The sequence below is a fragment of the Lysinibacillus sp. NPDC098008 genome (assembly GCF_044760715.1).
Lineage (GTDB): Bacteria > Bacillota > Bacilli > Bacillales_A > Planococcaceae > Lysinibacillus.
In genome coordinates this window covers 455,214-478,504 of sequence record NZ_JBIWBA010000001.1, presented here as the reverse complement: position 1 = coordinate 478,504, position 23,291 = coordinate 455,214, and the positions used below count along the sequence as shown (strand labels likewise).

At 35.0% G+C, this 23,291-nt stretch carries 24 protein-coding genes; 19 read left to right on the top strand and 5 right to left on the bottom strand.

What is annotated here, in order from left to right; genetic code table 11:
* Window positions 1-4: 4 nt before the first annotated feature.
* From ACIQVU_RS02360 to ACIQVU_RS02350, 3 genes are read left to right on the top strand one after another with little or no spacing between them, the layout of a single operon-like run.
* Window positions 5-715: a hypothetical protein gene (locus ACIQVU_RS02360; RefSeq protein ID WP_402893638.1), complete on the top strand. Its 711-nt coding sequence runs from the start codon at window positions 5-7 to the stop codon at window positions 713-715.
* Entirely contained in the window at window positions 715-2,121 is a 1,407-nt protein-coding gene (gene qatC, locus ACIQVU_RS02355; RefSeq protein WP_402893635.1) for a Qat anti-phage system QueC-like protein QatC, read from the top strand. Before ACIQVU_RS02360 ends, qatC begins: the two co-directional genes overlap by 1 nt.
* Window positions 2,114-2,854 carry a TatD family hydrolase gene (locus tag ACIQVU_RS02350; RefSeq protein WP_402893633.1) on the top strand — a complete coding sequence of 247 codons (741 nt, stop codon included), beginning with the start codon at window positions 2,114-2,116 and terminating at the stop codon, window positions 2,852-2,854. Before qatC ends, ACIQVU_RS02350 begins: the two co-directional genes overlap by 8 nt.
* Window positions 2,855-2,948: 94 nt before the next feature.
* Here ACIQVU_RS02350 and ACIQVU_RS02345 read toward each other — a convergent pair whose 3' ends face one another.
* The gene (locus ACIQVU_RS02345; RefSeq protein ID WP_402893630.1) at window positions 2,949-3,461 is read right to left on the bottom strand and encodes a helix-turn-helix domain-containing protein; all 513 of its coding nucleotides are present in this window, start codon (window positions 3,459-3,461) and stop codon (window positions 2,949-2,951) included.
* A 191-nt stretch (window positions 3,462-3,652) separates the two neighbouring features.
* Between ACIQVU_RS02345 and ACIQVU_RS02340 the strand changes: the two genes are divergently transcribed.
* The 6 genes from ACIQVU_RS02340 to ACIQVU_RS02315 all read left to right on the top strand — a co-directional run bounded on the left by ACIQVU_RS02340 (window position 3,653) and on the right by ACIQVU_RS02315 (window position 8,684).
* Complete coding sequence (locus ACIQVU_RS02340) at window positions 3,653-4,519, top strand: hypothetical protein (protein ID WP_402893627.1); 867 nt, start codon at window positions 3,653-3,655, stop codon at window positions 4,517-4,519.
* 231 nt (window positions 4,520-4,750) lie between these two features.
* Complete coding sequence (locus ACIQVU_RS02335) at window positions 4,751-6,724, top strand: DnaB-like helicase C-terminal domain-containing protein (protein WP_402893624.1); 1,974 nt, start codon at window positions 4,751-4,753, stop codon at window positions 6,722-6,724.
* Between the two features lie 29 nt (window positions 6,725-6,753).
* Entirely contained in the window at window positions 6,754-7,134 is a 381-nt protein-coding gene (locus tag ACIQVU_RS02330) for a hypothetical protein (protein WP_402893622.1), read from the top strand.
* Window positions 7,131-7,934 (top strand): hypothetical protein, encoded by an 804-nt coding sequence (locus tag ACIQVU_RS02325; protein WP_402893620.1) that lies wholly within the window; start codon window positions 7,131-7,133, stop codon window positions 7,932-7,934. Before ACIQVU_RS02330 ends, ACIQVU_RS02325 begins: the two co-directional genes overlap by 4 nt.
* Before the next feature lie 19 nt (window positions 7,935-7,953).
* Complete coding sequence (locus tag ACIQVU_RS02320; RefSeq protein ID WP_402893619.1) at window positions 7,954-8,343, top strand: four helix bundle protein; 390 nt, start codon at window positions 7,954-7,956, stop codon at window positions 8,341-8,343.
* Window positions 8,343-8,684: a hypothetical protein gene (locus tag ACIQVU_RS02315; RefSeq protein ID WP_402893616.1), complete on the top strand. Its 342-nt coding sequence runs from the start codon at window positions 8,343-8,345 to the stop codon at window positions 8,682-8,684. The genes ACIQVU_RS02320 and ACIQVU_RS02315 overlap by 1 nt, the downstream gene beginning before the upstream one ends.
* A 48-nt stretch (window positions 8,685-8,732) precedes the next feature.
* On the opposite strand, the gene ACIQVU_RS02310 is transcribed toward ACIQVU_RS02315, so the two are convergent.
* Window positions 8,733-9,050, bottom strand: coding sequence for a hypothetical protein (locus ACIQVU_RS02310; protein WP_402893613.1), 318 nt, complete (start codon window positions 9,048-9,050; stop codon window positions 8,733-8,735).
* A 301-nt stretch (window positions 9,051-9,351) separates the two neighbouring features.
* Here ACIQVU_RS02310 and ACIQVU_RS02305 point away from each other — a divergent pair, with 301 nt between their 5' ends.
* The 6 genes from ACIQVU_RS02305 to ACIQVU_RS02280 all read left to right on the top strand — a co-directional run bounded on the left by ACIQVU_RS02305 (window position 9,352) and on the right by ACIQVU_RS02280 (window position 16,079).
* Window positions 9,352-9,960, top strand: coding sequence for a recombinase family protein (locus ACIQVU_RS02305; protein WP_402893610.1), 609 nt, complete (start codon window positions 9,352-9,354; stop codon window positions 9,958-9,960).
* Window positions 9,961-10,068: 108 nt separating this feature from the next.
* Window positions 10,069-10,908, top strand: a complete 840-nt coding sequence (locus tag ACIQVU_RS02300; RefSeq protein ID WP_402893607.1) for a TnsA endonuclease C-terminal domain-containing protein — start codon at window positions 10,069-10,071, stop codon at window positions 10,906-10,908.
* The gene (locus tag ACIQVU_RS02295) at window positions 10,892-12,475 is read left to right on the top strand and encodes an integrase (RefSeq protein ID WP_402893604.1); all 1,584 of its coding nucleotides are present in this window, start codon (window positions 10,892-10,894) and stop codon (window positions 12,473-12,475) included. Before ACIQVU_RS02300 ends, ACIQVU_RS02295 begins: the two co-directional genes overlap by 17 nt.
* The gene (locus ACIQVU_RS02290) at window positions 12,459-12,974 is read left to right on the top strand and encodes a hypothetical protein (protein ID WP_402893601.1); all 516 of its coding nucleotides are present in this window, start codon (window positions 12,459-12,461) and stop codon (window positions 12,972-12,974) included. Before ACIQVU_RS02295 ends, ACIQVU_RS02290 begins: the two co-directional genes overlap by 17 nt.
* Window positions 12,955-14,553, top strand: a complete 1,599-nt coding sequence (locus ACIQVU_RS02285; protein WP_402893599.1) for an AAA family ATPase — start codon at window positions 12,955-12,957, stop codon at window positions 14,551-14,553. Before ACIQVU_RS02290 ends, ACIQVU_RS02285 begins: the two co-directional genes overlap by 20 nt.
* The gene (locus ACIQVU_RS02280; RefSeq protein WP_402893597.1) at window positions 14,550-16,079 is read left to right on the top strand and encodes a TnsD family Tn7-like transposition protein; all 1,530 of its coding nucleotides are present in this window, start codon (window positions 14,550-14,552) and stop codon (window positions 16,077-16,079) included. Before ACIQVU_RS02285 ends, ACIQVU_RS02280 begins: the two co-directional genes overlap by 4 nt.
* A 204-nt stretch (window positions 16,080-16,283) precedes the next feature.
* Here the strand turns inward: ACIQVU_RS02280 and ACIQVU_RS02275 are convergent, their stop codons facing one another.
* A complete protein-coding gene (locus tag ACIQVU_RS02275) occupies window positions 16,284-16,988 on the bottom strand; it encodes a hypothetical protein (protein ID WP_402893595.1) in 705 nt (234 codons plus the stop codon).
* A gap of 247 nt (window positions 16,989-17,235) precedes the next feature.
* On the opposite strand from ACIQVU_RS02275, the gene ACIQVU_RS02270 reads away from it, so the two are divergent.
* From ACIQVU_RS02270 to ACIQVU_RS02260, 3 genes are all read left to right on the top strand, one after another.
* Window positions 17,236-17,574 carry a hypothetical protein gene (locus tag ACIQVU_RS02270; protein ID WP_402893592.1) on the top strand — a complete coding sequence of 113 codons (339 nt, stop codon included), beginning with the start codon at window positions 17,236-17,238 and terminating at the stop codon, window positions 17,572-17,574.
* Between the two features lie 59 nt (window positions 17,575-17,633).
* Complete coding sequence (locus tag ACIQVU_RS02265; protein WP_402893683.1) at window positions 17,634-18,623, top strand: DUF2971 domain-containing protein; 990 nt, start codon at window positions 17,634-17,636, stop codon at window positions 18,621-18,623.
* Window positions 18,624-18,689: 66 nt separating this feature from the next.
* Window positions 18,690-19,643, top strand: a complete 954-nt coding sequence (locus tag ACIQVU_RS02260; protein WP_402893590.1) for a hypothetical protein — start codon at window positions 18,690-18,692, stop codon at window positions 19,641-19,643.
* Between the two features lie 272 nt (window positions 19,644-19,915).
* Here ACIQVU_RS02260 and ACIQVU_RS02255 read toward each other — a convergent pair whose 3' ends face one another.
* Together ACIQVU_RS02255 and ACIQVU_RS02250 are read right to left on the bottom strand one after the other, a co-directional pair.
* Window positions 19,916-20,644, bottom strand: a complete 729-nt coding sequence (locus tag ACIQVU_RS02255) for a hypothetical protein (protein ID WP_402893588.1) — start codon at window positions 20,642-20,644, stop codon at window positions 19,916-19,918.
* Window positions 20,645-20,737: 93 nt separating this feature from the next.
* Window positions 20,738-21,265 (bottom strand): hypothetical protein, encoded by a 528-nt coding sequence (locus tag ACIQVU_RS02250; RefSeq protein ID WP_402893585.1) that lies wholly within the window; start codon window positions 21,263-21,265, stop codon window positions 20,738-20,740.
* Between the two features lie 236 nt (window positions 21,266-21,501).
* Here ACIQVU_RS02250 and ACIQVU_RS02245 point away from each other — a divergent pair, with 236 nt between their 5' ends.
* Window positions 21,502-21,873, top strand: a complete 372-nt coding sequence (locus ACIQVU_RS02245) for a hypothetical protein (RefSeq protein WP_402893583.1) — start codon at window positions 21,502-21,504, stop codon at window positions 21,871-21,873.
* Window positions 21,874-23,291 lie beyond the last annotated feature (1,418 nt).

Sequence of the window (23,291 nt, the reverse complement as noted above, 5' to 3'; positions counted from 1 at the left end):
ACATATGGGAACATCAAAGGGGTATTTACCACCAAATGGACATCTATGGTCTGACACGAAAAGAGCAGTTTCTGGGATTAAAAGAAATGGATTAAGTTCAGATTCAGTAGGAAAGGCATTATCGAAATTTTCTAAAGCTACAGGAGGTGGGTATAGAACTGCTGGACAGAGTTCTGTTGGAACTTCAGGTGGTAAAGCGCTAAATTTTGCTGGCTTAGTCAATGCAGGTGGTTTAGATTATGCATTAGGTGAGATAGGATTAAGTCATTTAAAAGGTCGAGATGCGGAATCAATCTTAGATGGATTAATAGAATACTTTTGTGAAGGTTCAAATGATTTACAGGTTGAAATTGCTGATGGTGCATTGAAAGAATTAATGGAAGAGTTATTTAGCGAGGTAACTTCAAATGAACAGTTAGAGCAAGTGTATAAAGATATGGAGCCTAATTTTTTTATTAAAGAGTATTTAATTAAATATGTAGAGCAATATTTCTTTGCTAATTTTGCAGAAAAAATAAATTCGTTATGTGATGGTCTAAATCAAACGTTAGCTATGCAAGAAAGAATTAAAGAATATATAAGGTTAGAAATTGAAGAAAGTTATCAAAATGACAATTTAGAAGATATGGACTGGAGGGGGAATCAAGGACAAAGATATATTTATTCTAAATGTAATGAGGTTTGGTCGATTTTTGAAATGTGGGGTGAAAATTGATGGAGATTACGTTTATCAAAAATAACGAGGAAGTTAGAGGTATTGAATCAAATATTTTTTATTTAAATCCAAAAAATAATAAATCTTCTATAAGTACAGATGTAGAAAATTTATGGAGAATGTTCGGTGTTAAAGCAGTTGAGCCAATTATTGAGGATTTATTAGTTATAGGTATAGCAGTTTTTACAATCGATAAAAAGTTCTCAAGAAAAAACAGTTCTGACAATTGGACCCGCAAGATAAAAGTTAATATTCCAGTCATAGAGTTTGATAAAATAAATCAAGAAAAGGAGAGTTTTGAAAAGTGTATATCTTTCCTTACAGGAGATGAATGGACCTTTAACTTTTATAAAACCAGCGAAATTTTTAGAGGCGATAAGCTAAATAATAAATATAATATAAAAAACAAAGCCGATTATGATTGTGTATCTTTATTTTCAGGAGGGTTAGATTCTTATTGTGGTGCTTTATCGTTATTGAAAGAAAGTTCTAATCCGTTTTTTGTAAGTTTTAAAGAATATCACAGTATAAAATCCAGACAAGAAGAATTATTGAATGAAATAATAGAATCGTATTGTGATAGTAATGTAGGGCATGCGCAATTCGGTGTATCACCTAAAAAGCCTCATGAATTATTAGATGCTTTAATTACAGGAGAAAGTACGAGTCGAAGTAGGTCATTTTTATTTATTGTAGGTGCATTAGTAATAGCATCGATTATTGGAGAAGGGACTAAGATTCATATACCAGAAAACGGATTTATTGGAATTAATGTTCCCCTTACACCAAGCAGATTAGGAAGTTGTAGTACAAGAACAACGCACCCATATTTTATTAAGACACTCAATGAAATTTTTATGAATTTAGGAATGAATCATGAGGTAGTTAACATTTATTCCGCAAAAACAAAAGGTGAAATTGTAAATATTCACAAAGAGAATCACGTATTTAAAAACAGCTATTACAAAACATTATCATGCTCACATCCTTGTCAATCTCGTTATGACAAGATTAGCCCGCCAATTAATTGTGGTTATTGCTATCCTTGTTTGATTAGGAAAGCATCTGTAGTAACAAACGGTCTAAAGGATATTGGTTATAATCCTAAATATAAATTAGATAAAGAGTTTCTATTAAATAATCCGAAGTTAGATGGAAAAGCGAGTGATTTAAAAGCCTTATTATATAGTATCAAGCGTTTTAAGATGAATGAAAATAATGTGAGGTATATTAGGAGTTTATTAAAGATACAAGGTCCTTTAACTAAGGAAGAAGTAGACCAATATGAACGAGTGTATCGCGAATCAATGAATGAATTATTAAGCTTAATTGCTTGTATTGATCAAAGCAATTCGGATGATATGAAAATAATGCAATACATAGGCGAGTTGGAATATAGTGTCTAATTTTGTCGACTTCCATGTTCATATTGACTATTATAAAGATTATTGGAACATATATGAGCAATATAATACCGAAAAAATCTACGCGTTATTTGTAACTAATTTTCCAGAAGTATATTTGAAAGCAAAAAGCCATTTTCCAACTTCTAAGTATGTAAAAATCGCTTTAGGATTCCATCCTGAAAATGCATTAGTGAGAAATTTTAATACTAAACTTTTCTTTGAGTTAATCAAAGATACAAAATACGTCGGTGAAGTTGGCTTAGATTTCTCTTCAAAATTTCTTGCATCAAAGGATAAGCAAATTGAAGTTTTTAATCAGATTGCCAAAATTTCTGGGCAAACAAATAAAATCCTAACTGTGCATTCCAGAAAAGCTGAAAAAGAAGTTTTGCAGGTATTACAAAATAACAATGTGAAATTTGCTGTTTTTCATTGGTATAGCGGTGAAGTATCTTTAATCGAACATATTGCAAATGCAGGATACTACTTTTCTATCAACCCAAGTATGTTGAGGAGTAAGCATGGTAGAGAAATAATCCATAAAATACCCAAGAATAGATTGTTAATTGAAAGTGATGGTCCTTTTGGTAAATTAAATACCCAACTAATAGAGCCAGTATTAATAAAGGATGTTTATAAGGCATTTGAAAAAGAAATGGGTGTAGAGAATCTTAAAGATTTAGTTTATAGAAATTTAGAGGTGTTACTAAAAAATCAATTGCATGGTAGATAATTCAAATTCTAAATCGTATCTGACTGAAATCTTAGATGCCATAAGGGGACTCATTTGAGGCTCCCTTATGGCAATTTTAATTTAATCCTTAAAGCTAATTGGTAGAGAATAAAGTTTCTTCTTCAAACTCATAAAGAATTTGATCAATCAACTCTGGAGAATAGATCCCTTCATTTATAAAGTAAGCAACTATCTGGTCAAGCATACTGGCGTCTTCTGAAAATGCGCGGTTGAAATTGGATAGGAGCGTATTCGTTTCTTCAATATTTAATTCAAATGTAATGGCTAATTTGTAGAGCACCTTGAGCGAGGGCTCTTTTATTTTGTTTGAAATTAATTTTGACCAATAATCACGACTAATGTTGGCTCTCTCATAAATGTATGAGGACTTTTCGATGCCTTTTTTAATCATGAGCTCATTAATGATTTGACCAATTGATTTGGGCTTCTGCAATTTTTCTTTTTGTAGTGCCAGCTCTCGTTTAATCGATTCGAGGCTGTAATTGAAATTATCGCTTTCAGACTTTAGCGACTTGAGAATTTTGCCAAAGCCATCGTGTACAAGGTAGCTTTCTAAATGATGTTTAATGTCATCTAAATTCACCATAAATAAATCCAACCTCCTAAAATTTGTAGCATTGATTATACAAATATTGAAAATTGTCCTTATACAATAAAATTATAAAATTTGACTGACAGGCAAACAAGGTCAATTTTACTCAAACAGCATAGAACACAAATGCCATTGTAGAGCTGTTGCTAATTCAATATGATGATGGCAATGAAGGAGGTGACATTGTGAATATTAAGCAAGACTTTTTAGAAATACCCGTCACTGGATTTATCTTTCGGATTGTGGAAGGGATTGATAAATTGCAACAGGCGAAGATTGATGATTTAACGCAGTGTGCAGTTTATGAATTCGAAAACAAAGATCGTTTCACGCTAACGCCGACAAAGCAAATTGATACAGCTGAGAAATTATTAAAAAGCTTGAGTATGACACAGGTTCAATTGTTCATTTATTTGCTTTATCGCTGGCGCATGCAAGGTGGAAATGCGACATTTCAAATTGAGTTGAAAGATTACTATCTCTATAGAGGAATTAAAATTCGAAATGATAGTAGGAAAAGGTTTGAACGTGACTTAGAAGTTCTATCTGCCTTATCTGTTCAAATAATGCAGAAGAATAATAAAGGATATATTTATGGAACTCTACTGAACTATCAAAAAATCGACGCGAATTACTATGAGATTCATTTCGACTCTTGGATAGATTATTTGAAAACTTCGCAGTATACGCTACTGCATAAGCAATTCTTTCAGTTTAATCCGCGTTACCACCGCGATGCATTGTTGCTTTTACTGAAGATTTCGCAGTTGTATAAATTGCAATTGCGTAAAGAAAATTTACAGCCGAACATGAAAATGTATACGTTGTGCAAATTGCTCGGTATTACTACTGAACAAATTAAACAGCAGGGGTTTAAATGTTTACTGAGGCGTTTGCAAAACAGTGCAAGACAGCTTGAACAAAACTGTGGATTCATTATTCAATTGAAACTTGAAACCGACAATCTAACGCAATTTTATGATAGCCAAATGTATTATGACCATCCGCAACTTATGGAGCATTATCAACAACTTGAACGAAGAAGCCATTAAATTGGCTATATATTTTTGCGATTGGTGACGTCAAGAAATGTAAAATAGACGTTCTGAAATGTAAATATGACGTTATCAAATGGAATGAGGTCTTATAAAGCTCGATGTATCAAGGGTTTGTGGAATCCATTTTAGCTCAATTATTTAAATAAATTAAACTGAAAAAGAGCTCCTTTACGGTCGCTCTTTTCAAGGTGACAGGTAACAAAATAAAAGTGGGAGGTTTGGCGCATGAGTCGTGCTTATTTAATAGAACGTGCTAAAAGAATGGTACCGTTACTACCGTATATTGAAAAATTAACTGGAAAATCCGCCATCACAATTGGCGAAAACAAATTTATGAAACCATGTCCTTTTTGTCAAAAGGATAAAAAACATCACTTTGCAATAGATACGACAGCTAATTTGTATAAATCATTTAATGAATGCGTCCCAAGCGGTTCGATCATCGACTTCATGATGCATTATGAACATCTATCGCAAAGTGAAGCCATTGAGAAATTAATCAACTTAGCAAATTTAACTACTGAATGGGAGGAAACAAAAATGCCAAACGAAAAAGTTAAAAAGGAAACGCCACAAAATGTAGATACTGCAGAAACAAAAGTTCAATTAAACAATGTCGATTTCACTGATTTAGTTGTAAAGGCACATAGAAATGTTGACAAAACAGCTTATTTCAAAGAACGCGGTTTATCGGATGACATCATTCATCAATATAAATTAGGCTATGTTACAGAAGGCTTTAACTTTGTCATTGAAAATCATTCAGACGTTAATGAAAAACCATCCGATAAGTTCAACTATTATAAGTGCATCTTGCCTATTTGGAATGCTGAAGGCAAATGTAGCTATTTCATCTCGCGCATCGAAAAGAACGATGGCATTGATAGTGTAACAAAAACCCACAATTTAAGTGGCAGAACGATGGAACTTCTAAATGAACGCTATTTAATGGATGGCAAATCACGTGAAGTCATCTTTATTGTAGAAGGCTATTTCGATGCGCTCTCCATTGAGGATATTCATTATCCAGCGATTGCATTAAACGGCGTCAACAATGTCAATCGTTTAAAACGATTAGTGGAAATGTATCATGAACAATTGGATGCAACGCAATTTATCGTTATTCCAGACAATGATACAGCTGGTGAAAAGCTTATTGAGAATATGCGCAAAACAACGATTGAGTTTGACGTCCTTCAATTACCAAAACAATATAAGGATGCTAATGAATTCTTTGTTGCTGATAAAAACGGGTTTACTCAATTTGTACAAGAAGGTGCAGATAAACTGCTAAATGCAAAACGTGGGGACTTCCTTTCAAATTATTTAGACGACTTCTACTTCATGATAGAGGATAATGAATTTCAGCCAATCTCAACAGGGATGAATGGCTTCGACACTATTTTAGGTGGAGGTTTATTCCCAGGCTTATATGTTCTTGGAGGACCGACTTCACTTGGTAAAACAGCATTTATTCATCAAATTGCGGATCAAATAGCAACAGCTGGTACACCTGTGTATTATTTTTCATTTGAAATGAGTCGAAATGAGCTTATCGCCCGCAGTATTTCACGCCTTAGCTTTTTAGCGAATCCAGCGAAAGCTATGACTGTCACGGATATAACAACAGGTACGGATATAGGAGCGATTTCATTTCATTTGAATGAATATAAACAAATTGCGCAACGCTTCGAAATCTTTGAGGGACGCTTAAATGATACGGTTAAAAAAATTGAGGAGCGTATCGATGCAATAGGGAAGTATCAAAAGAACTTCGTGGTGATTATTGATTATTTACAAGTGATCAATGCAAAAAATACGTCAACAATTGGTGAAAGAAGCACGATCGATACGGTTGTTACGAGCTTAAAGCAAATTAGTAGAAAGTTTAATATTCCAATTGTATTAATCTCTGCCTTCAATCGTTCCGCATATTACGCACCGACGAGTTTTGAAGGCTTTAAAGAATCTGGCGTAATTGAATATACAGCTGATGTGCTAATGGGCTTGCAGTTTAGAAATTTACCACAGATCGTCAATCAAAAAGATGACTTCAAGAAAAAGGAAATCATTGAAAGCTTTAAGCTGAAAAATCCACGCGAGATTACGTTGCAGGTGCTTAAAAATCGTTTTGGAGATGCATCAGCACAACTGCACTTGCAGTATTTCGCAAAATATAATTATTTCCGATGTGTCTAATAAAAATATCTATGAACGGAGGAACCATTATGGGACACCAAGCATCATTTATTAAATTTCGAAACAAAAAAACGTTAGTAGAGCAATTAAAAAAATATGAAGCGCAACCTCAAGAAAAGCGCAGTGAATATGTTGAAATTGTTGCTGTATGTCGAGTGAAAAAGGCTATTTGGCCATTTGCAAAGGGCGAATTTGTACCAGTTGTAGCTGGTGAACGTGGAATTATTTACAACATTCCTGAACTAAAAGAAGAGCTCGGCATTACGAAATTTCAACAAGTAATTGCCGTAGATTGTGCTGAATACTATTTTATGCAAGTAGATCAAGGTATCGATATTTTTGAAGAATACTTTGAAGAATTACCGAGAGAAGTTTGGACCGAACTACTTTTTGGTGAGGTGAAATCATGAACGTAGCCATTCATGACATGTATGAAGAGCTGACCGTATGTGCAAAGAACAAGCTGTCGACAGGATTGACTAATTTTGATAGCGGGCTTCAAGGTGGTTTTTCTCCTGAACTCTATATATTCGTAGGTCGGCTGTATGATGAAAGGTATGCGCTGTTCACACACCTTATTGAACAATTTGCGCGTGAAGGCTATCAAATCCTCTATTATAGCTTTTACGAATCCATTCAAAGCATTCAAAACAAATTTCTTATGCGTCACGATTATAAGTTTCATCGTGATGCAACTTCAACGATTCCAAGCATTGTTCATCAATTGGAATCCTCCCCACATCAGCTGGCGCTGTTCCAGCAATATGTAAATAAAATTTTTCACAATCTTCATGTAGAAAATACACCATTTGTAAAAACGACCAATCTTAAAGAAACACTTTCAGCAATTGCAAAGGAGGACAAAGTTGTCGTTCTACTCGATGAACGACAGCTTCGTCCACTTGAATTAATGGATTATGAATATTGTCGTAGCCATTTAAATGAGTTAAAAGAAATAGCGCACTCGTTCAACGTACCAATCTTATCGAATGTCATGCTTTCTAAAGAAGACCATTTTGCATTGCAAGAAGGCTTTCTCACAGAAGTGGGCATTGAAAATGTAGTAGATAACTTCATAATTTTTGAACAAACGCCAGTATTGCTCACCCCTTATACAGTGAATTTAACGGTTATGAGCAAAAGCATGGCGCAAAGTAAACCAGTGCCATTGACGTATCATTCAAGCCATTATTATTTCCAAGACGCATAGTGAAAGGAGTAATATCCAAATGAAAAAACAAAGTATAGGAGATTTCCGCGAATTACACGTTTATAAAAAAGCATTAGTATTTAATAAAAAGATGAATAACCTTATTAAAACTTTTCCAGCTTACGAAACGAATAATCTTTCTGATCAATTGCGACGTGCGAGCACAAGTGTTTGTGCCAATATTGCGGAAGGAGTATCTAACTTTTACTACGGGAAAGAATATGACCGTTTAAATAGCGCAATTGGTAGTCTATGTGAATGCCGATGCTTTTTAGACATATCTCAAATGTTGGAATATATCAATCAGGATGAATTTGAAGCATTTGATAAACTTGCTGAAGAGGTGTTGAAAATGTTAATCGCATTAGCTAATAGAACAGAAAAGCTAATGAAGGAGGACGCTTCATAATGTATGTGCCAAACGTCAAAGCGAATGTAATGTATGACAGAGCCACCGATCTATTATTTGAAGTATATTGCGACACTGAAAACTTAGCAGAGGCGCAAGCAATGCCGTTACGACAATCGGCGCTGTATATCGTAAGAAAAATAACGCGCGCAATTGTTGAACGCAATCATAAAATGAAAATGAAATTGCTAAATCAGGCAAAGGAGAAAATTGTAGCTTTACGTGATGAATCTTATGAGATGTATGAAGAAGGATTAATTGATGGCTATATGATTGATGATTTTGCGGAACAGCTGTTGAAGTTGATAAATTATCAATTTGGGAAGATGAAGAAATTCTAAGAGAAAAAGTGCTTTAATTACATTGCGAATTAAAGCACAGTACATAAGCTAATTAACGGTGCAAATTTTTTTATAATCGAAATATAGTTCAGTTGCACGGTAAATGGAAAGAGTACCTTCATAAATAGATTGGTAACCTTTTGTACCTTTAATAGGAATGGAATGCTTAGGCTCAAGTTGTCGTAAAGAATCATCTTTGCTATACGAAAGTTTGTTTAGTATTGATATTCCAGCATCTTTAGAATAATGTTCATCTAAATCACCTTCATACTTTTCTACACGTTTGCATCTTGAAATTGCATCTCCAATTACACGTTCATTATCGTACTTTTTTGAAAGATACGCCCTAAAGTGTTCAATATTCATTATTATATCCCTCCACATAGTTTATTCTACTTGTATTGTAACACCATATTTTGGTAGAAACACTTAGCGTTTTTCGGGCTATTGACAGTTGTTAGCCATGCTCGCTAAATCGAGTTAACAAGCTTATAGATATGCATGCACAAAATCCTGTGTCCCAAAATCATACTTTTTGGGAGTTTGAAAAAATGTGTTCCTAAAACTCCCTTTCTTACATTTGGAACATTTCAGCTACTTCACATACATTTTGAAACATTTTATAATGGTTGCAAACGCATATTCGTATTGAAAGGAGTGTTTCAATTTGAGAATTGGATACTGCAGGGTGTCATCTCAAAGCCAAAATATTGATCGGCAAATGATTGCGCTGAAGGAGCAAAAAGTTGAGAAAGTTTTTGTTGAAAAGATTAGCGGGAAAGATAAAAATAGACCACAGCTCCAAGCGATGATGAATTTCATACGTGAAGGCGATACACTGATAATTGAATCGATTTCACGACTTGCGCGCAACACACGTGACTTCCTTGAAATTGTGGCGACTTTATCAGAACGTGGAGTTGCAGTAATCAGCTTAAAGGAAAGCATTGATACGGCCACGCCACAGGGAAAATTTGTACTGACGATATTCGGTGCACTTTATGAGCTTGAACGTGAAAGTATTAAGCAACGTCAGATGGAAGGGATTGCAGTTGCTAAAGCAAAAGGTGTTGTATTTGGACGCCCAGCAATTAAGGTCGATGACAAATTTATAAAGGAATATAACCGCTGGAAAGAAGGTAAACAAACCGCAACAGAAACATTTAAAAAGCTGGATATTTCTCGTACGTCGTTTTATCGGAAAGTTAAAGAACTTGAAAATAACAGCGCTATTAATAGAAAGGAGTTAGCGAAAATTGAACAACCAATTAAATAACGTAAAGAAGCCATGATTCTTTAGGTAAACCTCAAAAAAAAAGCGAGGTATTTGCCTAAATGGAACATGGCTTCATTTTTTTGCCCAAAGTAAGCGAGGTGTTTATAAATGATTAAAGAATGGAAGGACTCTACGTTAAAGCGTTTTATTCAAGAAGGACGCGGTGCAGGTGAGGGCAAGGAGTACAAGCCTTGGCTTCAAGTACAGGATGTGAAATCACGTGGTCGTTCTACTCGCATTTTTAGTCAAAAGACGCAACGTGTGATGCATCTGCTGAGCGATTTGCAATTGCATTACTACTATTTATTAGAGTTTGATGGAGCGGTGATTGATATTCGTGAGCATTATCCATTGCTCGATTTGCATGAACAGAATTTGCTGTTTGATGCGAAGCTACAAAAGAAGTTATTTAACGCTAAAACGAATGTGCCCCATGTTTTCACGACAACTTTTTATGTAACGAAAGTTAATGCTAAAGGTGAGCCATATCACGAAGCACGTGTCATCAAAAGTTCTTCTGAGCTGGATAAGCCAGCAACAATTGAAAGGTTGCAAATCATTTACAGCTATTTTAATAAGAAGGAAATCGATTTTGGCATTGTGACAGAGAAGGATATTAATAAACAAATGGCGCTTAATATTGGATGGGTTATGACAGCATTCGACCTTTCTGACTTTCCAGAGATTGAAGCAATACAGCATTACTTGGGAGCAGATTTATTCAAACTTTTTAAAGTGCCAGGAATGACTTTTACCCGTGCCTTTGCGCGTTTAGAAAAGACATACCAGCTGATGGATGGTTCAGGACTTACATTATTTAAGCATTTACTTGCTACAAAGCAGTTGTCGATGAATTTAAATAAACCAATTGAATTAACGGATTGTGTATCGGTATATGACATTTGCATAAACGAAACGGATGGTGGTCGCGATGCAATTAGCGGTTAATCAGCTTTTAAAAAGTTCAGAAAGCAACTCAATTGAACGAATCGTGTGGCTGGATGATCAATACTGTTATGTTGTGAACGTAAATGAAGAAACTTTTCCGTATCAATTGGCGATAGAGGAAGTAATTGAGAGCCTGCAAAACGAAGCAAAGGTTATTGTTGAGCATGATCCCTATGCAAGGACTGTTGAAAATGAAGAACTAACAGAGGCGGAATTGTCGAAACGTGAATTTGCGTGGGCAATTATTCAAGCAATCTATTCGGTTCCTGCTATTTTTGATTCAAAGCTCAGGGCGCAATTAATAAAGGAAGTAAGTGAGGACTTTGGCGTTACAAAGAAAACGGTTCGGCAATATTTAAAGCGATTTTGGGCAAGGGGGATGACGAAAAACAGTCTACTACCAGATTATATCAATTGTGGTAGAGCTCTAAGCCAAGAAAAATCATTTGATAAGAAGCCTGGCAGACCAGCTGTGTATGATTCAGCAATTAAACGAGCACCTGTAACTGAGGAGTGGAAGAAAATTTTTCGCGGTGCATTAGAAAAGCATTACTTTATTAAAACAAAGCCGTCTTTGAAATATGCTTATCAGCAAATGGTGAAAGAGTCATTTTCTAAAAAGGATGCACATTCTGGTGTTAAAGTGCTTGATTTGGATAATGCTATTCCATCGTTTGATCAATTTTATTATTGGTACCGAAAATGGTACAAAGCAGATTATGCAGTACGCAAACGTGAGGGACAAAGAGAGTATTTAAAAAACTATCGTGCAATTATTGGTAGTGCTACAGAAGATGCCAAAAGCATTGGAGTATTCGCGATTGACGCTACTATTGGCGATATTTATTTAGTATCAACATTAGACAAAAATAATGTAGTTGGGCGACCGACTATTTATTTGATAGTAGATATTTTTAGCCGAGCGATTGTTGGTGTAAGTGTTACGTTGATGAATATGTCAGGAGAATCTGTAAGGGTGGCTTTGGCGAACTGTTTTGATAATAAGCAAGCTTTTTGTAAGCGCGTTTTAAATATGGATATTCGTGAGGAAGATTGGCCAATGAATTATGTAGCTCATACACTTTTAGCAGATCGGGGAAGCGAGTTAATATCCGACTCTTTAACAAGTCTTACAGAAAACTTAAATATTAAGCTAAGTAATATAGGTCCGTATCGCCCAGAACTCAAGGGTATTTGTGAATCGTACTTTGGCATTTTACAGCAACATTTGGCACCATTTTTACCAGGAGCTGTTCAGAAAGATTTCAATAAACGCGGTGGAAAGGATTATCGCAAGCTTGCTGTACTCAACATTCAGCAATATTCGCAAATATTAGTGCGTTGCATCATTTATTATAACCACCGTTATTTGGAAAACTATCCTTTAAGCAGAGCTATGATTGAGCAAAATGTTCTTCCAATACCTACTGAAATTTTTAAATGGGGTTTGAGTAAAGGGAACGGGCGTTTAATCCAGTTATCTTCTGAACAAATTCGAAGCAATGTTTTTCCTACTGGTGATGCGACGGTTACAGCGAAAGGGATTCGCTTTGCTGGGCTGTATTAGTTCGAAGCAAGCATTAAAAGAAAATTGGTTTTCTCAGGCACGCATAAAAGGAAGTTGCAAAATTAAAATTCAATATGATCCACAAGACGCTTCGGTTATTTATATTCGCCATGATCGAAGAAATTACGAAGTGTGTCATTTAGTGAAATATCAGTCAATGTATAAAAAATCAACATTTGAAGAAGTTCAACTAATACAATTGGAACGCCGTCAACAACATGCGGACTTTGAGCAAATTGAATTAAATCATCAAATACAGCTGGCACAAGAGATTGAAGCTATTGTACAGCAGGCGAAAGCAGAAGATGATTCAAGCTTACCAAAAAATATTAAAGGAATTCATCACAATAGAAAGCTTGAGCAAGAGATTTTTGCTCATTCAAAGTCTGAACAAAATGAACAACCACAAGTTGCGCACATCACACCGATTCAGAAAAATAAACTATCGCTATTTCAGGAAAAACAAAAGGAGGCGTTGGATGATGACTATTCAACTTAAAAACGGTACTGTTGCACAGTTGGCCAATTATCAAGTTGATGCAGATTTAATTGAATTTCGCGGGAACCCATTAATTGAAGCACTGGAGCCTATAAAATCTCCTGAACGGTTAATTGAGTCACTTATGTTATATCCTCCTTTTCATGAAAGTGAGCGCTTGTTAGATGATTATAAACGTGTGCATTGTATTCAACGACTATTTCAATTTTTTCAACCAATTCCTTTGCACTTAGAACTCTATTCATCTATTGAACGGGTTTTGCGAACAGGCTATTTGTCACGAAATCCACTATCAACAGAATATGCAACAAGCTTTTATAACAATCGGAAATTAGAAACGAAGGGTTTCGATAATGTTGCCAACCAAACAGGACAGACAATCAGCATTATTGGTACATCAGGGGTAGGAAAAACACGTACACTGCAACGGATTTTAAACCTTTACCCGCAAGTCATATCGCATGTCGAATACAATGAACAACCACTGAACATGTACCAAATCACGTACTTATTTATACAAACACCATTTGATGGTTCTGTTAAAACATTGATTTACGATTTCTTTTATCAGTTCGATCAATTAATGGGAACGAAATATTTTGACCGATATGCGAATAGCCGACTTTCTACATCTCAATTAATGCCGATTGTTGCAAGTCTTTCAAAAAACATCGGTATCCTAATAATTGATGAAATTCAACATTTAAAATCGATGAAACAGAAAAATTATACTGAAGTATTGAATTTCATGACGACATTAATTAATCAGGTTAATATCCCCATCGTAATGGTAGGTACACCAAAGGCGATGGAAGTGCTCCAGTTACAATTTAGACAAGCAAGGAGAGGCTTTAATCCTGGCAATATTATGTGGGACCGTCTGCAAAAAGATGAAATATGGGATTTGTTAATTGCAGGACTGTTTAAATATCAATGGACACGCTTGGAAACGCCACTAACACCAGAGCTATCCGCATTGTTATACGAGCATACGCAAGGAATATGCGACATATTAATTAAGCTGTTCATGATGGTACAGCTCCGAGCCATTAGTAGCGGTGAGGAAAGGATAACGCCAGAGCTTATTAACAAAGTAGCAAATGAAGAATTGAAAATGGTGCAACCGATGCTTAAGGCATTAAAAGAAGGCAATGTTAAACGCTTAGTAGAGTATGATGATTTGTTCATGCCAAATATCGAAAACTTTATGCAACGTGAGAAGGTTCAACTGGATAAAAAGCAGGTGATGCAGTCGCTAAAAGATGGCGTGGACAAGCATCAAAAACATGAACAATTGGTGAGTGAAGCCATTGTTCGATTGCAAGTATTAGGTATCGACGAAGCTGATGCGAAACCACTTATTATGAATGTTTTGAAAGATGAATCGATTACAGATGTCGCAATACTTGTTAAAAAAGCTTATTTAGCGTCAACTAACTTTGCATCAGAGCCAACTGTAGAAACAATAGATTTGCGAGAAATTGTGAAGCAAGGTAAACAAGCGGGTCAGACAGCTTATGAAGCTTTACTTGAAGGGGGACTAATTCGCAGAGAATACATGGAGTGTGATGCTTCGTGATTATCCAATTCCCAACGCCATATAAGGATGAATTATTGTATAGTGCTATTGCTCGCTATCATCTACGATCAGGCAATCAATCTTATTTGCATACATTAGAAGATTTGTTTGGCAAGCGCACGACAACCGCTACGCCAATTTTACCGTGTGGCATCAAAAAGCTAATTAACGAATTGCCAAAGCATACAACTTTAACGGAAAAGATGCTGATTGAACAGCATACCTTGTATCCATTTTACACAGCATTTTTGCCAGCGGAAAAGGCGCTATCTATTTACAATCAAATGATTGGCGATGACGGCAAAACCTTATATACAACAGCAGGCATTATGTCGAGTGCGATTTCACAAAATAAGTTTTTTCATTTTTGTCCACTGTGCTTTGAGGAAGCTGAACATGGCGAACGATATTGGCATCGATTGCATCAGCTTCCAGGGCAATTGATTTGTAAAAAACATCATGTCTTGTTAGAGAAAAGCACTGTTCGATTAATCCAGCCTGATCGATGTAGTTTCGTTTCGCCAACTGCTGAAAACTGCAAGTACAATAAGATTCGCTATGTAACTGAACCATTGAAAAGGCAATACATGCGACTGTTACAGCTAATAGATGAACTATTGTCGAACCCTATAAATCATTATTCGTTTGGAGAGTGGACGAAGTTTTATCATCTGCTTTTATTTCAAAAGGGATATGGTAAAGGGAAATCAAAACTGCTTATCGATCAGTTGCAATTGAAGGAGGACTTTTTGCATTTTTATTCGGAAGAGTTTTTAAATAGTTTAGGTATTACATCAACAGCATGGTTGCGCTTACTGGCTCAAAAGCATAGAAAATCGTTTCATCCGTACCACCATTTATTGATGTGCGAATTTTTAGGGGTAAAGGTTGCGGATATTCCAACGATTATGAATTCAATTAGCAGTGTAAGTATTAAGAAACCTGTCGCAACACCAGCAATCAAACCAACAAATTCGAAAATCCTTGAACGCATAGAAGATAGGAGGCAGGTGTGGTTGCAATTGCAAGAGCTGTATCCGAATCACAGTAAAACCGAGCTACGAAAAATGCACCCAGCTGTCTACACATATCTATACCGTTATGACCGTAACTGGTTAGAAACGAACTCGCCTAAGCCCGCATCCCGCAAAGCTATTAATAAAAGAGTAGATTGGGAACAACGTGATGAAGAACTCCTAAAAAAAGTGAAGAAAGCAACGGCGGATTTACTTGCACGAACGGAAAATTTAAGGCGCATTACAATTAAAGCGCTGGGCGATGAAACGGATGAATTGGCGTTGTTGGAACAGCAGTTGCACAAATTGCCAAAAACAAAGAATTATATTGATAAAGTTAGTGAAACTGAAACACAGTATCGCAATCGAAGGATGCAAGGAACGATTGAGAAGATGCAAACTAAGGGTCAGCAAATAAGTGTAAGGCGAATTATACGAGAGGCTGGAATAAAAGAGAAATATTTAGAAGATATTTTAGAGTTATTAGGTGACAGAGAAATCCTTCGTTAAAAATGAAGGATTTTTCTATCTATGAAATAATAACTAATGTATAATCGAACATTGCATTTCAAGGGTTCAAACTATGATAGTGTATTTACGAAATATCATACTTTTTATAATTATTGGAGCTTCTAAGAGTGTATAACTTAGTTCCATAGAAGGCATAAAAATTCTCCTAAGCGTCTAAATGTAATGTTATTTACTTTTTTTATACTATTTTACTGAAACGTTATTCCTTTCTTTAATTAGTAATATAGCATTTTCAAGGTACTGATATATTTCATTCGTGTTCATTTTAGAAATCAATTTAGGCTTATCAGCATTAACAAACCACTTTATATTGTCTTTATTTTTATCACTATTAACAAATAATGACGTAAGATTTTGTTCATCTATCCAAGAATGCAAATGTTGTTTATCTTTAAACATAGAAGTTAATTTACCATCATCGAAACATTCATATAGCGTCCAATCTATTCTATCTTCTGTTAGATTATATCTAAGTTTGTTCATATCTCGTTGAGGTAGAAGCATATAATTCCCCTTTGTGTAACATAATTCCGCAAAGGGTTTTATTTTTTCATTGACCTTTCTTATTTTGTCAGTATAGTCGTTGATTCTTGTTTTGTTAGTTTGAAAAATTAAACGTTCAAGACTTTTTGTTGTTTTATATGCAGACCAACCAGCTTCTAATTCAAGTAATCTTTTATAAAGTGTCCAAAATGAAGTAATTGTATCTGCGCGAAGAGCTGTTTCCTTATTTAAATTTATCGTTTCATAATAATATTTTGCATCGTTGTCATAGGCTAATCTTAATTCCTCTTTATCTTTCTGTGGAAGATTAGTATAGTCTTTCTCCGTTTTTATTATTTCCCATTCTAAATAATCTTCTAATATATCAATTACTTTAGTTTTCATGATTTTCTCCTTTAGTGAATTTACAATTCTTAAAATATCAAAATAAGTATTACAGATGCTTATAAACATTAGAGTTTTGTTTATTTAAAAATATTGGAATTTAAATACCGTAAAAATTATTTTTCTATAGAACTGCACTAAAGATAACTATGGCTTGAACAATAGTAAAAGAGAGTTATGTTAAAATGTTTATATATACATAATATACCAAATTATATATTTTTGGGTTGTTTAAGGAGAGGGGACTATGTATAGATTTAGAACTGTTCAAAATCTTATTGGTGATTTTCAAGAGTTAGAAAAACAGCAAATTTATTTTGCGCATCCAGAGCAATTAAATGATCCAATGGAGGGGATGCGTCGCTATTATTGGCAAGGTGACGAGATAATTTGGAGAAATTTACTTAAACATTTTATTCTCTGCTTGGAACACGTTGTAACACTCGCAAGGTTAATTGATAAAGATGAAAAGATAAAAATAGAAGATATACCTGTTTTTAAAAGTATTGATAATTTGCCTACAGATTTATACAAGAATCGAATTATAATGTTTTCTTCTCAAATAATTTTGTTCAAGCTTATTTAAATTTTATTATTAAAAATCCTTATAAAATATATCAAGAAGAAATGTATGTCCATTTGAGAATGTTATTTAGACATGCGTTCAATGCAATTATCGAAATTGATATTAAAGACGGTTTTATTAATGCTCCTGAGGAATTCGAGAAGAGAAATAAAAATGAAGACAAGATAGATGCTTTTCTTACTTTTTGGGACGATATGAGCGAGAAACCAGATGGGAAAGAGCTATATGAGGAATTATTGAAAGTTTTACATTCAGCAATTGAGAGTATGGATTTTCAGATGACGTTAGGTTTAAAAGAATCTGTTAAAATGCAAAGTATTTACGTTGAATACACTAAAATGTATGTGGAAGCTATAAAAACATTGACTTATCCAGAAGCATATCTTGCATGTTTTATGGATAATTGTACAAATTCGTCAATTTGGGGAACTTATGGGGATAATCACAGGGGTGTATGTTTAAAATATAAAATTAAAGATGAACATAATCCTTCACTCTGTTTGAAAACTATTACAGGTTTTTCTTCAGTAAATGGAAATATATATAAATTTGTTGATTTTCCTATGAAAAAAATAATTTACCAGAATGAATTCGATGAATTTGATTTTTTTAGAAATCTCGGTACTTTGCCTAAGCCACACTTGGAAAAACAATGGTATAAAAATGAGGAAGGTGAGTATAGCGTTTGTAGCAATCATTTGTTTTTTTATGAAGATGAATGGAGAAGAAATCACTGGAATCAGTTTGAAACAGCTTTTTTAAAGAAACTATCCGCATGGTCACATGAGCGTGAATACCGAATTATATTAAGTAGTGTTTTGGATAGCTTTTCAGATCCAAAAGATAGGCTCCTTGAATATAGATTTGAAGATTTGGAAGCAATTATTTTTGGCATGAAAACCCCTAAAGAAGACCGTATTAAAATTATTGATATTATTATGGATAAGTGTCAAAAAGAAGGGCGAAGAGAATTTGATTTTTACGAAATGATGTACTCAAATACTGAAAAAGAAATGATACCTAAGAAAATATATTCTGTGAAAATATAAATTGATATTATTTTACATTTTCTTAATCTAATCTTATTTGAATAAAAAACGAGAGGTAGTGTAAAAATGGGATTTAAGAAATTTGTACCGAAGCTCCAGGATCCAGAATTTTATATGGAAATTCAATACTACGATGTTCGCTTATCGGTTGTGAAAGCCAATGACATGTTGGAAACTTTCTACGATGCTTCGATTTCTGTGACATATGCCGATGAAGCGGAATATGATGCAGAAGAAATGGAGAAAAAGCTGGTTCGGCGTATTCATACACGCCACGCCCTGCTGGATTTAAATAACTGTTTCGATTTGCTTCTTCAGGTGCCGTGGTTCCACTTCCGTATTTGGGAGCAGTATAATCCTGGTGGTCCATTGCGGACAAAAGATAAAAAGTATAAAAACAATATTGCGCGAAATACAGTAGACTGGGTGGAACAAGCTGAGAAAAAATGCTCTTATGATAAAGTGGTGAACTATTTAGAACAACAAACGAATCCTGCAATCGTAGCCTTCGTTGCGGAAATCAAGAAGTTTGAAGCTGACTACATATTTAATCCAACCAAGCCGTTTACTGTGCGGACTATCGCCAATCAAATGAAGCACAACCACAGTTTAAAATTAGAAGAATTCCATGCGCCGTATGATTTTAATGTTGATATTAACGGGGTGAAAAGCAGTTTAAAAGACAATCAAATGAAAATGCAAATGGATGTGCCGTTTTTTGAAGAAAACAATCCATCTGTTCCACTTGGTACAATGAAAGTTGAAATGAATGATGATTTGTATGTAGATGTGTTATATACGAACGGGGACGAATTTTATGCCAAAGATTATTTAAAAGAAAGCTCTCGCTATACGTTAAATGACATTCATCAAGAACTAATCGATTACGGCAATGCACTAATTGATTTGTATGAAAAACTTCTACTGGTCATTGAGCCAAATTTAGCACAAAACCCATTCTTACCTCCTGCGGTCAAGAAAACGGGCAAACCAATAAATTTAGATAAGTATTTTAAATAATATAAATGAGGTTGATTTTTAAGAATATGCCTTTATTGCTTTGTCTTCCTGTAACTAAGACTTTCCCCATCTTCTAAAGTTGGTTCCTGAAGTAAGGGCAAGGGATTAGATTGGAAGGAAATAGAGGACCACACTCGTACAAATTTTTGTGCGCGGTATGGTCCTTTTTTGTCGTCATATTAATGTTTTACAGCCGTTCCGTATTCGTGGCAAGGAAGCACATACAGAAACTTATATTTCGAAACGTTATTTAATTTTTAAGAAACATGAATTTACTGTTGATTATCTAAACTCCGTTGTGCAGATGCTAATTCCTTATTGTAAATTTTGTAAAATTCCTCTCTCTTCATTCCTTCTAAAGGTGTTGAATGATACTGCCAAATACCTCTTGACGTGCTTAATACACACTGTCCACCCATATTCAGTTCATAATCTGTCCCATAACCTGTCGTATAACAAGTAGTTAGCGTCCCATAATTGTTATTAAATCCTTCGACTTTATCTAAATCGCACATAATATCAACGAGTGTAAAGGATAAAGGGTATTTTGATTGTTCCTGCTCACCTTGTTGACTTATTTTTTTTGCTTGTGTGTACAAGGCTTTTCTGTCTGGCGAAACATCTGAAATATATTGAGTAGATAAATATTGTTTTATTTGCGCTATACTGTCAGATTGCTCATAGTTGTTCGTATGCCTCATCATAGCTTCACGCTGTGCTAACATTTTCATTTGTTCAAGCATTTCTTCATTCGATAATGTTCGCCCACCTTTTGTAGGAATCGTACGCCAATCTGGCTCAGGTAAAGAACCAAATGTTGAATAACTTCTTAATATCGGACTCTTAACCTCTTTCATCGAATAGTTCCACAAATCGCTTTTACCTGAAGAACGGATAAATTCGTCTGTTTTAGTAGTTGACTGTGCCATCTGTTTAATGGGGTTTCTTCGCAGTGTATTTTCAAAAAAATCACTTGATGTTTGCCCAACTTTCCCTATCATTATGTAGCCTCCTTTTACGAATGCTAATAGAAAAGAATTTGTACATTGTTCAACTTTAGTTTTGTAATATTATTGTGTATATGTTTGCATATCTCAAATAAATGTATCAATCGAACTCGAAGTCGGTTTTACTTGTTGCTGTGCTTCGGCTTTTAAGCTTCTCCAAGTATCCATATAAATCGCCATAAATTTACTTTCCCTCTTCATCTCGTCCTTTGTCATGACCCCTGTCCAGCCTGTATTAGGAGAATAATTTGCAATTTCTTGACCACTTGCATCTTTAATTTTCATATACGAAATTTGATTACGTTTATTCATCGGAACTTGCTGAAAACTTTTGGCGATATAGCCTTTACGGTCTGGTGATGCAACAGAAACATAGCTATTTTTCAACGCACGATAAGCTGTATTATGTTCACCGCCACATTTCCCTTCCTCAAAATCCTTTTTTGCCTGCTTGCGAATCGCTTCCTCATAAGCCTCTTCACTCATAGCAGGAGCTGTTTTCGTTGTCATTGAATCAATCCCGTTAAATTGTGGTGTCATCATCGGTATCTTTTTATCAGATATCTCGACCCCTAATAGTTTTAATGTCATTTCGTTAATACCTACTGACCTCATTTCAAACATCCCCTTTTGAAATTTGTATTTACCTATCTTATCGGTTAACTAAACTCACAATTAATGGTTAATAAGATGTTATCTGGATGTTATTTGATTTTTCTAAAGTGAGATTTAGATACCAATATTTAACGACATTATAAATATGTCCTTTTCTAATAGCTCTGTATAATGTTTAAACTTGAACAAAGGACAACCGATACAAAAGTAAATATATTACACATCGGGAGGTTATAATGAATATTCAATTAGGAAATAATAGTTACCTCAATACTCTAAAAAAGGATAGCTCTAACCGTTTATCAGAGGATTTATTTTTAGAGAAAAATAAAAAGTCTAAAGCAACATATGAAATCAGAAAAGAAAACGGCTATATACGTCATTACGTTACGAAAGCAAATGGCGAGAAAGTGATGATTAAAGAAACGAAGCTACCTAAATCTAAAGAGAATGAACAAGGTACTGGTGAGATGAAAGATATAATTACTGAAATGGTGATGAACCAATTAACAAAGGTTTTGGATAAAGAACAATTCGATAAGTTTTCTAAAACAGGATTGGTAGCTCAAAAAGAAAAGCAACTTGAAAAATACGCTACAAATATTTAATAATATCTTCCTGTAACTAAGTCTTTCCCCATCTTCTAAAGTTGGTTCCTGCTGATACTAAGTTGGTACCCGAAGTAGAGGTAAGAGGTTAGATTGGAAGCAAATAGAGGACCGCGCTCGTACAATTTTTTGTACGAGGTGCGGTTCTTTTTTTTGTGCCGTAAATCGCGTTGTATCAAGGTTTTGGGGAGGTTTAGGTGAGAAGAAATCCAAGCACTTTTCTATCATCTAATCACTAAGATCTTATCCATACTGAAACGAACTTAATATCATTTTTGCCCCTAAAAAAGCCCGCGCTAAGCTCTAAAATCTGCTCTCTTAAGCCTATTTCGGGGAAGAACTTAATTACAGATTAAATGTAAGAAAAATAGCGATAAAGTCAGTGGTGGTAAGGGTTTGGTGGGGGTGAGGGGGAGGGAAGAACTTAGTTACAGGAATACAAATGTTATCTTCCTGTAACTAAGTCTTTCCCCATCTTCTAAAGTTGGTACTCGGCTGTTTTAAGTTGGTACCCGAAGTAGAGGTAAGAGGTTAGATTGGAAGATGATTGAGGACCGCGCTCGTACAATTTTTGTACGTGGTGCGGTTCTTTTTTTATTGGCTAAATACAGTCATATCAAGGGTTTGGCAAGATTTGTAGCATTGGCTATCATGCATTTCACCGCGCTTTAATCTACTCTCTTATCCATACTTCAGGGAAGAACTTAATATCATTTTTGCGCCTAAAAATGACCGCGCTAACCTCTAAAATCTGCTCTCTTAAGCCTATTTCGGGGAAGAACTTAATTACAGATTAAATGTAAGGAAAATAGCGATGAAGTCAGTAGTGGTAAGGGTTTGGTGGGATTTTTGGGGAGGGAAGAACTTAATTACAGGAATACAATAATGTTATCTTCCTGTAACTAAGTCTTTCCCCATCTTCTAAAGTTGGTTCTCGGCTGTTTTAAGTTGGTACCCAGAGTAGGGGTAAGATTTTAGAAATGAAGATGATTGAGGACCGCGCTCGTACAATTTTTGTACGTGGTGCGGTTCTTTTTTGTTGGCTAAATACAGTCGTATCAAGGATTTGGCAAGACTTGTAACGTTGGCTATCGTGCATTTCCCCGCGCTTTAATCTACTCTCTTATCCATATTTCAGGGAAGAACTTAATATCATTTTTGCGCCTAAAAATGCCCGCGCTAACCTCTAAAATCTACCCGCTTAAGCCTATTTTGGGGAAGAACTTAATTACAGATTAAATGTAAGGAAAATAGCGATAAAGCCAGTAGTGGTAAGGGTTTGGTGGGGGTGAGGGGGAGGGGAGAACTTAATAACAGGAAGACAAATGATCATTAAACAATGGACTATGCCACAGATTTGGCATAGTCTTTTTTTTGTGGCGGGTGGATAAAAGGGCAAAAGTGGCGGATAGAGTCCA